Here is an 11,685-nt window from a genome sequence, read left to right as displayed (position 1 = left end):
GGGCCTACTACCGGCCCGAGGGCGGCCGGGCCTACCTGGCCGGCCTGGCGCCGGAGCAGCTGCCGCTGGCGGAGCACCTGGACCAGCTGCGGACGAGCATCACGCTCCGCTCCGTCTTCGATTACGACCGGCAGGAGCGCCCGCGGCCGAACTGGACGATGCTGGCGGGCATGGCGATGCTTTTCGTCGCGTTCATGGCTGCGATTCTGCACTAAGAGACGAACGATTGGCACTCGGACGAGGCCTCGCACACGACCCAAACACGAACGCCGCGGCGAAGGCCTCAGCTCGTGTCGGGATACAAAGGCGAATGAGGGGGCGAGCACATGGCGAACGATCTACCGGACGCGCCGCCGGGGACGGCGCTGGCGGACCCTGAGAAGCAACTTATGGACGACCTTTTCGGGCCGCAATGGAGCGCGCCGGGCGGGCCAGGCGGCGCCTTCGCGGAGGCGCTGCGGTACGTCGAGGCGCACCTGGTGGCGCTTACGCCGGACCAGGCGCGGGCGCTTACGTTGCTGGAGACACTGGGCGGGCCGGAGCGACGCTTCGGCGCGCTGATCGACGCCGTACTCCGCTACCGCAGTCTGACTGGCCAGGTGGGCCCGATCCTGGACGCCATCGACTCCATCGCGCTCTTCAACAAGTTCGTGGGCATCAGCGCCAGCGCGTCGAGGGAAAAGAAGGTGTAGAACGTGATCATCGGCTTCGAGGGCGGCATGGGGAGCGGGAAAACCCTAGGGGCCACGATATGGGCCTGGCGCTACAGCCTGGCCGGCGGCGGGCTGCCGGTCATGGCGAATTACAAGATGCACCCGGAATATTGGGCGCGACATGCGGCCCTGAACCCGGGCTTTACGCTGCGCGTGATGACCACGGAGGAGGACTGGGTAGACTTCGCGGCCGGCGGCGGTGGCTATGTAGTATTCGACGAAATTCATCAAAATTTGGATAGCAGGGCCTACGCCGGAAAGCAGGCGCGGTATTGGACCCAGTTCCTTATGTACCTTCGCAAGCTTCGGATCACGCTGCTACTGACCTCACAGAGCATTAGGCATCAAGTGGACGTGCGAATTCGCGATAACATAGACATTCTCATAGAGTGCAGGAAAACCCGGTCGGGCTTCGCATACGAGTTGTGGGACCCGAAGACGGAGAAACACCTGGGTCGTCGGTTCGTGCCCTACCGGACCGCCGCCCTGTTCTACGGAATTTACGACACTTATTATTTGGTGCGTCCGATGCGGTTTCCCCTGACAGAGAAAGCTTACGTGGAATTCCTCGACCAGCTGGAGGACGCGCAGCCGCGCCACGGCGGTCGGAAGCGCGCACCGGAGGCCTTCTGGCCCCGCGGATGGGAGGCACCTGCTGCACGTGTGGACGCCGGATGAACTGCTCTGGCTGAACCCGAGCACCGACAAGGTGACTCTCGCTCGCTACGCCCGGCGGTGGCACCGGCGCCAGGTGCTTTGGGTGGTGTGGCAGCTCGCGGACCAGCTCGGGCTCGGCGTGCTCGACCGGGCGCCTCGGGTGGCGGACAGACGGCGCGTACGGGCACGAGTGCGGTGGTGGGGGCACCGTCACCTGTACCTCGTCGAGCGCGGCACACCTGGCGTGCTGACCCGCGACCAGGCCGATCCGGACGCGGAGCTGCGGCCTCCGCGCTCGGCCCCAGGCCGGGCCTGGACGGCGGCCGACATCCGGGCGGGTCAAACCGGATCTGACGAGGAGGAGCGGCGGCCAGGCCGACCGCGAGCTTCCGCATCTGGGTCTGGGGCCGTCTGGGACGCACGCTCCGTCCTGGCGGCCGCGACGGAGCAGCAGACCCGCTAGAAGGCCCCTGGAAGGCCCCAGGAGAGGCCGCCGGTTCCACGTGATGCCTAAGTCGCACCGCGACCGAATCGGCCGTCCTACGCCAACGTCGTGCGCGGTGCACGGGTTAAGCCGCAGTCGGCGGTGAGAGTAACGTCAGGAGTGCCTGGCGGCGCGGACGGTCCAACGTGCGCCAGACCGCCAGCAGCCGCAGCTCCTCTTCCGCAAGCATTGACGGCGGTCGGCTCTCGCCGGCCAAGAGGTCCGCCGGCTCGCAGCCAAGAGCGGATGCCAGCCGTTCGATCGTTCTGAGAGTGGGCGAGAGTCGGCCGCTTTCGATGTCTCCGATGTGCCGGTCAGCCAGGCCGGCCAGGCTGGCCAGCTGCCGACGACTGAGACCGGCCGCCTGGCGCAGCGCTGCCAGGCGTTCCCCTAGGGAAGTCCGCATGCGCATCACCCCGCTAGTGTCCATGCTAGGGTTCTCCGCCCCCGAAAGACTATGGAGAATGCTCCGCCGCGCGCTGGAGGAACCTCCGCATGCGCGTCGAACCTGTCCGTATCCGGTCGAATGGGAGGGATTGGAGCTGGCGGAGATGACGGAGCTCGAGCAGTTGGCCGTGGCGTCGGGGGTGAGCCTGGCGGAGCTGGCGCGGCGGTGCGGGATGAGCCGGGCCAGCCTGAGCCGAGTGCTGCGTGGGGAGGAAGTCCCCACCGCGTTCCGCTCGGCCGCGTTAGCGGACCAGCTGGGGATCAGTCATGCGCGCTTTGTCGCCCTACTGGCGGCAGCGGTAGCGCGCCGGGCGTGGGAGCGCTCGGGACGTGCGGCGGTCTGACGGCGACGGCATCCGCGACTCAGGTTACCGAGGGGGCGTCGTGGTGCCCTATGAAGTGCTGCTCAAGTGGGGCCGCGGCGAGCTGAGCCCTGGGGCCCTCCACGTGTACTTGGCGGTGGCGGCCCACCGGCGCGGGGTGCAGGCGGAGGTAGGCGACCGCGAGGTGGCCGCCTGGGCTGGGGTGGAGCGAGAGCGCGGGGTGCGCCGGTATATCGAGGAACTGCGGGTGCAGGTGCCCGAGTGGTTCGCCGTGTTGCGGCGGGAGCCTGGCCGGCGGTCGGTGTACCTGGTGGTCTATCCGAGAGGCGCGGGCACGCTGGCGGGCGACCGCGCTGGCGCGGCGGTGAGCGGACCACCAGTGCAGGCAGACGGAAAGGTGGTGGTGCTCGGACCACCAGTTAGGCGCGAGACGGCGGGAAGTGGTGGTGCCATGACCACCAGTGCAGAGGAGCTGGACGGTGCGAGTGGTGGTGCTGGGACCACCGGAACGGTGGTTGCAGGCCCACCAGTCAAAAGGAGGAGGGTTAACCCCCCCCAACCCCCCCCTTTTCAGGGGGGGGCCGGAGCGGCCAACGGCCGCTCCGCAGAGGCGGAAGCGACGCGCCACGGCGCGTCGCGGCCCCCGAAGGGGGCCTCCAAACGAGGAAGCGACGGGCATCCGCCCGTCGCAGTCGCCGGCCTAGCGGACCACCAGGTTGCGCCCTCGCCGCCTAAGGCGGTCAAGGGTAAAGGGCCTACGGCCCCCGCTTCGCGGCCCTTGACCGCCGGCGGCTCGGGCATGGACGAGCCGCTAGGCCGGGCCGGCGCCGGAGTAGACGCGCCAGCTGGCGCGTCTCTCCAGGCCGCCCTGGCGCGGGTCATGGCAGCAGCATCCGAGAGGGGGAGACGACGTGCAGCGGACTGAGCAGGAGCAGCTGCTCGAGGAGGCGCGAGAGCTGGCCCGCCGGCTGAGCGCGGGAGAGCTGCAGGTGCTGGAGGAAGTTGCGGCGGAGCAGGACGCCGGCCGGTGGTGGCGGCCGACCAGCTCCGTGTGGAGGAGCGCGGCGGCTTGGAGACTGGCCGTGGACGGGCTCCTGAGGCGGGTTCTCGGCAACCTGGACCCGACGAGCGCGGCGTGGCGGCTCAACGCGGCCGGCTGGCGCGTGCTGGCGGCGGCCCGTGAGATGGGCCGGACGGGAGGGGGCGAGCAGGGTTGCCGATGATGCTCGGTGGCTGGTGGGACCTGCACCCCTGCCTGCGGTGCGGGCGGTCAACGGAGCTGCGGCGGCTGCGGTGGGGCCTCTGCCCGCGCTGCCAGCGCGAGGAGCGCCAGGAGGCGCGCCGGCTCCGGCTGCGGCTGGACAAGCCGGCGGAGGGGGGTGGTGGTAGTGAGCCGGGCGGCTGGCATGTCGTCGGTGGTGAATGAGGAGGGCAGGGTCTGTGGGGAGCGATGTTGGACGGCGACGTCGCGCCGCTGCCGGTGCGGCTGCGGCGGGGCGAATCACGGGCGCCAGCTCCGCCTCGCGGACGAAGAGGAGGGGAATGCGGTGGAGGAGCAGCAGGTGATGGTCAACGGCCGGCCGCTGCGACACGTGGTCCTGCATTCGCCGACCGGCTTCAGCTGGGGCTACGGCGGGAGCGGGCCCGCGGACTTGGCGCTGAGCATCCTGGCGGACTTCCTGGGCGACAGGAAGCTCGCGGAGCAGCTCCACCAGGACTTCAAGTGGGAATTCGTGGCGAAGTGGACAGAAGACCGGCCCTGGCTACTCACGGGAGCGCAAATCCTGGCCTGGCTGCGGCGGTTAGGAGGCCCCACGTTCCTGGGACGCCGCTTCGAGCAGCTGGACCTGTCGCGGACGGATGGTGCCGAGCCCGAGGAGGTTGTCTACCAGGGCCGGCCGGCCGGCTGGCGGCCGGAAGGCCGGAGGGCCGCTCCCCGTGCCTGAACAGCGGCCCCCCACGCCGGCTCGGTGCAAGAGCTGCGGGCGGGAGATTCTGTGGATTCGGACCGTCCACGGCCGGTGGACGCCAGTGGACCCGCAGCCTGTGGCCATCGTAAACGACGACGGCCAGGTGGTACGAGGGCGGATCCCTCACTGGGTAACGTGCCCGGACGCTGGACGGTGGCGAGGAAAGGGAAGGCGATCGCAACATGTTGAGAGGACGGACCGGGATCCACCGGCCTAGCCGCGACATGTAGGGGAGCCGCGCCGTGCAGGATTCTCCTGCACGGCGCGGTATTTTCCCCTCCGGGGGGGACCGGATGCGGCAACTCAAGGTGCTGGTGGACGACGAGCTCGCGGCGGAGCTGGAACGCGTGCGCCGGCGGCTTCGGCAGTTGCTGCCGCCCACGGACCGGGGCCCCCGCCGGCCGGGCGCCGCTACAGCTGCGAAGCTTCTTCTGCGGGCCCAGCTGCTGCGGGATGAAGAGGACCCCGAGCTGGCCGCTGTAATCCGCGCTCTCAGGATCGAGGACCCGGCCCGATAGGGACGGGTCCGTCAATTCCCGTAGGGAATGTATTGAAGGAGCTGCCCACTTTGCCATAAGGGACTTTTTGCGCTTGACGGTTGTTCTAAGAATTTGAGACAAGTGGGATGTGCGGGCGAGCAGGCGCGGTCCCTGCGCCGGCGTTGTCAGCCGGAGTGCGCGGTTCGACTCCGCGGCCCGCCTCCAAGGTCAATCCACCGTAGGACGGTAGGACGGTAGAGGAGGTGGGCCGAGATGACAGATGCGCAGTTCCAGCAGCTCATGGACTCGCTCAATCAGATCATCTCGGCCCTCCAGACCATCCAGGACGACTGGAGCCGGGCGCTCAGCCTGTGGGACCGGACTCTGGGCGATGCGGCCGGCTCCTGGTTCCAGGTGCCATCCGGCGGAACGTTCGGGGTGCTCTATCAGGTGACGTTCGGGGAGCTCCTGCTTTCCCTGCTCCTGCTGGCTCTCCTCGTGTTTCTCGCGTCCCGGGCCTTGCACCAGGTCCTCGGCCGAAGGGGGGTCTGGTGATGCGCGAACTGCTGGACCGCCTGGTAACGCTGGTGCTGGCGATCCTTGCGCGGATTCTCTCGGGCGGTGGGCGTCTTGTTGGATAACCCGAGCTGGACCGTGATGACCGGCTGGCAGCTGGTCAAGGCCTACGCGGAGTGGGCGGCCTATATGATCATGCTCGCAATCGTGATTCTTTCCTGGCCGCGGAGCTTCAGGAGGTTCTGAAATGCTGGCGACCTTCAGCGCTTTCTTGGACTGGTGGTTCTCGAGCCCCGTGGTCATGAACACGGTCGCCACGGTCGCCGTCCTCAGTATCCTGCTCTACGGCCTCCTGGAGCTGACCGCGGGGGGTGGGTCCGGTGGGACGTTTTGACTTCTCAAGCGCGATGAGCGAAGGCTGGCACGTCTTCAACAACCTGCTGGTGTCGCTTTTCCCGCTCCTGGCGGCTTTCGTGGGCATCGCCTTGCTCGGGCTGGTGCTCAGGGTAGTCTTGGGCGTCGTGCGCAGGTCCGAGGACTGAGCGCCGGCGCCCTGACTCTTTGGAAAGGGGGTGAGGTGGACAGTCGCTGGACTGACTATCCCTATCTCGGTGCCGGATATCGTGTCGGCCTTCGGCACCACGTTCCAGTCGCTCTGGCCGCTCCTGGGTCTCCTGGCGGCGATCCCGTTGGCTTTCGGGATTTTCAACCGCGTCGTCGGCTCGACGAAGGCGGCCTCTCGCGGCCGTCACTAATGCGTGGGGCGAGGGCTTCTGCCCTCGCCCGAGCAGGGGGTGGGACGACACTCAGCTTCGACATGGGACCGGTCATCGGCCAGATATGGCAGGACGCGGTCAACCTGCTGGCGTCGCTCTACCCCCTGCTCGGGCTCCTGGTGGGGCTCATCATCGGGTTCGCGGTGGCCGGAGGGATTATCGATCTACTGCGGCGCCGGAAGGAGGACAGCACGTTCTGATGAGGCCGGACCGCCGGAGGAAAGCGATGGGTGTGGCGGCCGCCGTCCTGGCGGCCCTCACTATCGGGCTGCCCATCGCCTTCGCGAGTCCGCCTGACCCGGCCTGGGTCTGCGCGACCCTCTCAACGAGCACGAGCCCGCGGACGCTCCAGGTGGGCGTCGGGGCCCTCACCGACTACACGGGCTACCTGGTGACGATCAACCCAGGTGGTTACCAGTTCACTTTCCTGGCGCCACCATATACCACCGTTCTCGACATTGACCAGCTTCAGCTGCCGGCCAGCGGCACCGTTACCGCTCAGACGATGGACGGAGCGGGCGGCTACTCCGCCGGAATCTCCGTTTCGTACGGCCCGGCTGACGGCCAGTACTGCAACCCTACGTCCGGCGGCGGCGGAGGAGGCTCCACAGGGGCCACCCTGGACGACGTGGTGAACGCCATCAACAGTGCGAGCCAGGCCATCCAGACTAAGCTCGACCAGGCCCACGTGTCCTGCGCGGATGCCATCACCACCGCGAGCTCGGGCATCCAGGGGGCGATCAATAGCGCCAGCTCTGCGATCCAGGGCGCCATCAGCACCGCGAGTCAAGCGGTGCAGAACGCCATAGGCAGTCTCCAGGCTTACCTTTCGTCGCCTAACGCTGCTCCGCCGTCCGAGCCTAGTCTGCCGGCGGCCCCGTCGATGCCCGCGCCGGGCGCGCCGACGTATCAGCCCCAGCTGACCGGCCAGGTGAGCGCTCCTCTTCCTCCGCCCTTCCCGGACCCCGGCTCCACGCCAGCTCCGCCTGGCCCGCCGAGCATCGGTGACTTTCAGCCGTTGCCCGGCGTGCAGCTGGACGAGCCGGCGGCGGCGGACCAACCGGACCAGCCGGATCAGCCCATGGAGCCTGACCAGCCGGCCGCGCCGGACCCGGTGCAGGCGCCTGACGCGCCGATGCAGGCGGACCAGCCGGACCAGCCCGACGCTCCTATGCCCGCCGACGCACCTGCGCCGGCGGACCAGCCGACCGCGCCGGACCCGGCTCCGGCCCCGGATCAGCCCACGCAGCCGGAGGCTCCCACTCAGCCCTCGGCTCCGACGCAGCCGGAGCCTCCCACGGCGCCCGAGCCGCCGGTGAGCTCACAATGAGCCTCTGGAGCTGGGTCGGCTTGGTCCTCCTCGGTGTGTGGGCCTGGCAATGGTTCCTCAGCAGCGTCGGCCTGGTGCCCTGGGCGGCCAGGCCGCCTCGGCCACGGCTGGGCGAGTGGCCGATCCGCGACTGGCCGCTCCTCGCGGTCCTCATACCGGCGCATAACGAGGAGCGCGCCATCGGCAGGACCGTGAGGAGCATTCTCCAGCAGGACTACCCGGGCCGATGGGGACTCTTCGTCGTGGCGGACCGTTGCACGGACCGGACCGTCCACCGGGCCTGCCGGGCCGGCGCCGGCGTGCTGGTCCGGCGTGAGGGCCCGCCTGGGAAGGGCGCGGCGCTCGAATGGGCAATCGACCAGCTTGGGCCCGCCTGGCAGGCGGTCGCCGTCGTGGACGTGGGCTCGGAGCTCGAGCCCGGGGCGCTGGAAGCGATGGGTCGGGCGCTGGCGGACGGGGCCGAGGCGGTGCAGCTCCAGGTGCGCGCCAGCAACGCCGGGGCCAGCTGGGTCGCGGCGGAGTACGCGGTGATGAGGCGCCTGTGGGGGTCCTTCCTCCGCGGCCGGGCCCTCCTTGGCCTGCCGATTCTCCTCATGGGCACCGGCTGGGCGGTGAGGCGGGCCGCCCTGGAGCGCGTGCCCTTCAGGGAGTTACGGACGGTTACGGAGGACATGGAGTACGCGGTGCGCCTGGCCCGGGCCGGCGTCCAGGTGCGGCTGCTGCCGGAGGCGGTGCAAGACGAGCAGCCGGTCCGCCTGGCCGACGCGGCGCGCCAGCTGGTCCGCTGGCAGCGCGGCGCCCTGCAGACCCTGTTCGCGGAGGGGCCGGGCCTTCTCCTTCGTCCCGGGCGGTGGGAGCTGCTGCTCCAGCTCCTCCAGCCGCTCCTCCTCGTGATCGGATGGGCCGCGGCAGCTGCGTCGGCTGCGCGGGTCGGGCCCGTCGTGGCCATCATCGGGCCTGCGGCGATGCTGTCTCTCCAGGCGGCCTGGGTGCTCGCCGCGACCGGCGCCGGATGGGAGGAGTGGAGCAGGCTGGTGGCCTGGCCGGCCTATCAGCTCCTCTGGGCCGGATGCGGGGCGGTGGCGGCCATCAGCTGGCGCTCCAGGAGCTGGCGACCGACGCCGCATGGCGTGTTGGCGGCGATCATGGCCATCATCGTCGGCCTGGGGTCCCTGGGGTTGGTCGGACCAGAAAGGTCGGTTTCGGCGGCTTGGGCGGACGGCGACGTCTTCTACGGGGGCACCGCATCGGTCCTCTCGGGCGGTACCTACTCGGGATCCCCGGTCAGCTGTATGTTTGACGATCTCTATAAGGGCACCGGCTGCTACTACAGTGCGACGACGAGCCAAGCCACGGTCCAATACAAGCTGCCGAATCCAGTCCAGTTCCAGTTCCTGGTTACCTACGTGATCGGCACGAACACTAATAGCCCGTACACCGTTAGCTGGTACGGCCTGGACGCCAACGGCAACGCCACTTTCCTGGGTACCGTCTCCGGTAAGACGAGCAACGTCCTGGACGCCTCTGGCTGGAAGTACTACGCCATCTTGAGAATCGACCTCGGCCAACTGGTCTCCTACTACGGGGTGAAGATCACCTACAGCCGCACGGACGGGAACTGGGTGAACGTCGCGGAGGCATTGGCCTTCGCCCAGGACCCAGGGCCCGACCCGCTCGGCGCCGGGTCCGTAGTGCCACCCCCTGGGGGACTCTCCGTATCGGCCATCACAACGTCCTCCGCACATGCATCCTGGAACCCATCCTCCGGTGCGTCGAGTTATCGGGTAACTCTGGACGGCCAGCAGATCGGTTCGACGAGCAGCACGTCCTGGGATATCACGGGGCTGCAGCCGGGTACGTGGCACATGCTGCAGGTGGTGGCGGTGGACTCCTCAGGCCACACGAGTTCCCCGGTCTCCGCGTCATTCTGGACGTTACCGGCGGCGCCGAACGTGACGGCGGCCGCGACGAGCCCTCACTCCGCAACCGCCAGCTGGTCCACCGTCGCCGGCGCCACGGCCTACCAGCTCAGCCTCGACGGGGTGACGTGGACAGGCGTTGGCACGAGCACGAGCTACAGCTGGGCGAACCTGGCCGGCGGGACCACCTACACGGTGCACGTGCGGGCCGTGGACGCGGCCGGCGCGGGCCCCGAGGGCACTGCCACGTTCACTACGCCGCAGGCGCCTCCTCCGCCGGATGCGCCGGCGTGGCTCCAGGTCACCAACATCGGCCAGAGTACGGCCGATGCCAGTTGGGCGGCCGTGGGCAACGCGGGCATCCTGGGTTACAGGCTTTGGCTTAACGGAATCTTCCTTGCGGATACGGCGTCCACATCCTACCATCTTACGGGCCTCAAGCCGGGAACTCAGTACACCCTAGCGGTGGCGGCGGAAGGTCAGAACGGCGTTTTCGGCGCCCAGGCGACCGCCACCTTCACCACGGCGTCCATGCCCCTACCGGGCCCCATCACACTGACGCTGGGCTCCGTGGACTACCAGCATGTCGAGCTGGACTGGACGGAGCAGGAGCCCACGGGCGACTCCTGCGACGTGTTCCGCGACGGCTCTCTTTACGCCCATGTCGGCCAGAACACGAGCTATGTGGATACCAGCGTCCGCTCGGGCCAGCAGCATTCCTACTTCGTGCGCTGCTCCAACGCGGCGGGCTCGACCGACTCCAACACGGTGCAGGTGACGGTGCCCCCGCCGGCTCCCGTTCCGGGCCCGCCCAACGGGCTCAGCTGCCTGCCGGCGGGCACCGGCTTTGCCGCCAGCTGGCACGGAGCCGGCTCGAACGGCTGGACGCCCGATCACTACACCGTGTTGGCGGACGGCCAGGACCTCGGTGTGACGCTGGACCCGAACGTGAGCTCCTACACCTACGACTCGGCGGGCTGGAACACGGGTGAGAAGCACGTCGTGACGGTGGCAGCCTGGGACTCCTCCGGCCAGAGCTACACCGCCGACTGCACGGTGACGGTATGGGCCGCCGGGGCTGAGCCTGCCGACCCGCTGGCGCCGGTGAAGGCCATCAATTGGACCGTGCCCGGCTTGCTGCCCATCCTCGGCCTGGTCCTGGCCCTGGCCCTCGTGATTGCCGTCATCACGACGGGCGAACGGGCCGTTCGAGAGGGGATGCGGGGGCGATGAGCTATGCGCAGGCGGTCCTCGGCATCATCGCGCCGCTCTTCGCGGCGGTGTTGGCGGCCAACCTGGCCTTCACGGCCGTGCGGGCGCTGCTGGGCGTGGCGCGCCGTTCGGACGAGCGGCCATGGTGAGGGGGTGAACGGCCGTGTGGCAATGGTTCCAACAGGCGTTCGGCAACCTCATGGACTGGCTCGGCCGCCTGTTCGGCCAGGTTGGCGGCTGGCTCGCTCAGCTGTTCGGGAGCCTGCGGGATACCCTGGTAAACCTCTTCAACGCCACCTTCGGCGCCTTGGTCGAGTTGACCACGGGGATCATCTACCTGTTCGAGCGCCTGGGGCAGACCCTCTGGCTGCTCGTCCAGGTGGTGGGGGCCTTCTTCCGCCTCATCCTGGGGATAGGTCAGGGCATCCTGGCTACCGTCAGCAGCTTTTTCGGTGTTTCGCCCGACGCCTCGGCGTACGGCCTGGGACCCTTCGGATCGGCGTTCGACCAGGCGACCCGGGCCATCCCGGGTCTGGACACGGTAGGCTGGGTGCTCGCCGCGGGCGTCTGGCTGTCGGCGGCCGTCCTCACGGTGAGGGTGGTGGGCCGCCGTGCATAGCATCGTCGACGCCATCTTTGGCCCGGTGACGACAATCCTTCAGGCGGCGCTGGACGCGCTGGACGGCGCGGCGCTATCGGTCCGTCGAGGGCTCGACGTGGGTCAGTACCTGGGGTGGGTCGGGCACCTGCCTCCGGGCTGGCACGCCGCCGTCGTCAGCCTGCTCACCGCGGCCGGGCTGCTCGGCATCGTCGTGGTTGCTAGAGCTATCTACGGCGTTTACCTGCTGCTCAAGGAGGG

General features: G+C 68.9%; 16 protein-coding genes. All 16 read left to right on the top strand.

What is annotated here, in order from left to right:
* Nucleotides 1-215, top strand: a 215-nt coding sequence (locus QJR14_06515; protein ID MDI3317251.1) for a hypothetical protein, incomplete at its 5' end; no start/stop codon positions are given.
* A gap of 111 nt (nt 216-326) precedes the next feature.
* Nucleotides 327-692, top strand: a complete 366-nt coding sequence (locus QJR14_06510; protein ID MDI3317250.1) for a hypothetical protein — start codon at nt 327-329, stop codon at nt 690-692.
* 3 nt (nt 693-695) lie between these two features.
* The gene (locus tag QJR14_06505; protein ID MDI3317249.1) at nt 696-1,391 is read left to right on the top strand and encodes a zonular occludens toxin domain-containing protein; all 696 of its coding nucleotides are present in this window, start codon (nt 696-698) and stop codon (nt 1,389-1,391) included.
* 1,014 nt (nt 1,392-2,405) lie between these two features.
* Nucleotides 2,406-2,645, top strand: coding sequence for a helix-turn-helix transcriptional regulator (locus tag QJR14_06500; protein ID MDI3317248.1), 240 nt, complete (start codon nt 2,406-2,408; stop codon nt 2,643-2,645).
* Nucleotides 2,646-3,535: 890 nt separating this feature from the next.
* Nucleotides 3,536-3,847: a hypothetical protein gene (locus tag QJR14_06495; GenBank protein MDI3317247.1), complete on the top strand. Its 312-nt coding sequence runs from the start codon at nt 3,536-3,538 to the stop codon at nt 3,845-3,847.
* Nucleotides 3,848-4,171: 324 nt separating this feature from the next.
* Nucleotides 4,172-4,570, top strand: coding sequence for a DUF6166 domain-containing protein (locus QJR14_06490; protein MDI3317246.1), 399 nt, complete (start codon nt 4,172-4,174; stop codon nt 4,568-4,570).
* A 317-nt stretch (nt 4,571-4,887) separates the two neighbouring features.
* Nucleotides 4,888-5,112 (top strand): hypothetical protein, encoded by a 225-nt coding sequence (locus QJR14_06485; GenBank protein ID MDI3317245.1) that lies wholly within the window; start codon nt 4,888-4,890, stop codon nt 5,110-5,112.
* 234 nt (nt 5,113-5,346) lie between these two features.
* Nucleotides 5,347-5,628 carry a hypothetical protein gene (locus QJR14_06480; GenBank protein ID MDI3317244.1) on the top strand — a complete coding sequence of 94 codons (282 nt, stop codon included), beginning with the start codon at nt 5,347-5,349 and terminating at the stop codon, nt 5,626-5,628.
* A gap of 208 nt (nt 5,629-5,836) precedes the next feature.
* Nucleotides 5,837-5,983, top strand: coding sequence for a hypothetical protein (locus QJR14_06475; protein ID MDI3317243.1), 147 nt, complete (start codon nt 5,837-5,839; stop codon nt 5,981-5,983).
* Between the two features lie 13 nt (nt 5,984-5,996).
* Nucleotides 5,997-6,131, top strand: coding sequence for a hypothetical protein (locus QJR14_06470; protein MDI3317242.1), 135 nt, complete (start codon nt 5,997-5,999; stop codon nt 6,129-6,131).
* 275 nt (nt 6,132-6,406) lie between these two features.
* Entirely contained in the window at nt 6,407-6,565 is a 159-nt protein-coding gene (locus QJR14_06465; protein MDI3317241.1) for a hypothetical protein, read from the top strand.
* Entirely contained in the window at nt 6,565-7,695 is a 1,131-nt protein-coding gene (locus QJR14_06460) for a hypothetical protein (protein MDI3317240.1), read from the top strand. The genes QJR14_06465 and QJR14_06460 overlap by 1 nt, the downstream gene beginning before the upstream one ends.
* Nucleotides 7,692-10,847: a glycosyltransferase gene (locus tag QJR14_06455; GenBank protein MDI3317239.1), complete on the top strand. Its 3,156-nt coding sequence runs from the start codon at nt 7,692-7,694 to the stop codon at nt 10,845-10,847. Before QJR14_06460 ends, QJR14_06455 begins: the two co-directional genes overlap by 4 nt.
* On the top strand, nt 10,844-10,975 hold the full coding sequence (locus tag QJR14_06450; protein ID MDI3317238.1) for a hypothetical protein: 132 nt from the start codon (nt 10,844-10,846) through the stop codon (nt 10,973-10,975). Before QJR14_06455 ends, QJR14_06450 begins: the two co-directional genes overlap by 4 nt.
* Nucleotides 10,976-10,989: 14 nt before the next feature.
* The gene (locus QJR14_06445; protein MDI3317237.1) at nt 10,990-11,445 is read left to right on the top strand and encodes a hypothetical protein; all 456 of its coding nucleotides are present in this window, start codon (nt 10,990-10,992) and stop codon (nt 11,443-11,445) included.
* The coding region (locus QJR14_06440; GenBank protein ID MDI3317236.1) for a hypothetical protein at nt 11,438-11,685 on the top strand (248 nt) is incomplete at its 3' end. The genes QJR14_06445 and QJR14_06440, both read left to right, overlap by 8 nt.

This window comes from Bacillota bacterium (genome assembly GCA_029961055.1).
In the GTDB taxonomy this organism is placed as follows: Bacteria; Bacillota; Sulfobacillia; order JAIMAT01; family JAIMAT01; genus JAIMAT01.
Note: the sequence above shows the minus strand (reverse complement) of the source record. Positions and strands in the feature narration are given on the sequence as shown.

Bases quoted from the DNA above. Each gene is read 5' to 3' on its own strand.
- QJR14_06480 (MDI3317244.1), top strand. From the start codon at position 5,347: ATGACAGATGCGCAGTTCCAGCAGCTCATGGACTCGCTCAATCAGATC.
- QJR14_06465 (MDI3317241.1), top strand. From the start codon at position 6,407: ATGGGACCGGTCATCGGCCAGATATGGCAGGACGCGGTCAACCTGCTG.
- QJR14_06500 (MDI3317248.1), top strand. From the start codon at position 2,406: ATGACGGAGCTCGAGCAGTTGGCCGTGGCGTCGGGGGTGAGCCTGGCG.
- QJR14_06485 (MDI3317245.1), top strand. From the start codon at position 4,888: ATGCGGCAACTCAAGGTGCTGGTGGACGACGAGCTCGCGGCGGAGCTG.
- QJR14_06455 (MDI3317239.1), top strand. From the start codon at position 7,692: ATGAGCCTCTGGAGCTGGGTCGGCTTGGTCCTCCTCGGTGTGTGGGCC.
- QJR14_06460 (MDI3317240.1), top strand. From the start codon at position 6,565: ATGAGGCCGGACCGCCGGAGGAAAGCGATGGGTGTGGCGGCCGCCGTC.
- QJR14_06470 (MDI3317242.1), top strand. From the start codon at position 5,997: ATGAGCGAAGGCTGGCACGTCTTCAACAACCTGCTGGTGTCGCTTTTC.
- QJR14_06450 (MDI3317238.1), top strand. From the start codon at position 10,844: ATGAGCTATGCGCAGGCGGTCCTCGGCATCATCGCGCCGCTCTTCGCG.
- QJR14_06475 (MDI3317243.1), top strand. From the start codon at position 5,837: ATGCTGGCGACCTTCAGCGCTTTCTTGGACTGGTGGTTCTCGAGCCCC.
- QJR14_06510 (MDI3317250.1), top strand. From the start codon at position 327: ATGGCGAACGATCTACCGGACGCGCCGCCGGGGACGGCGCTGGCGGAC.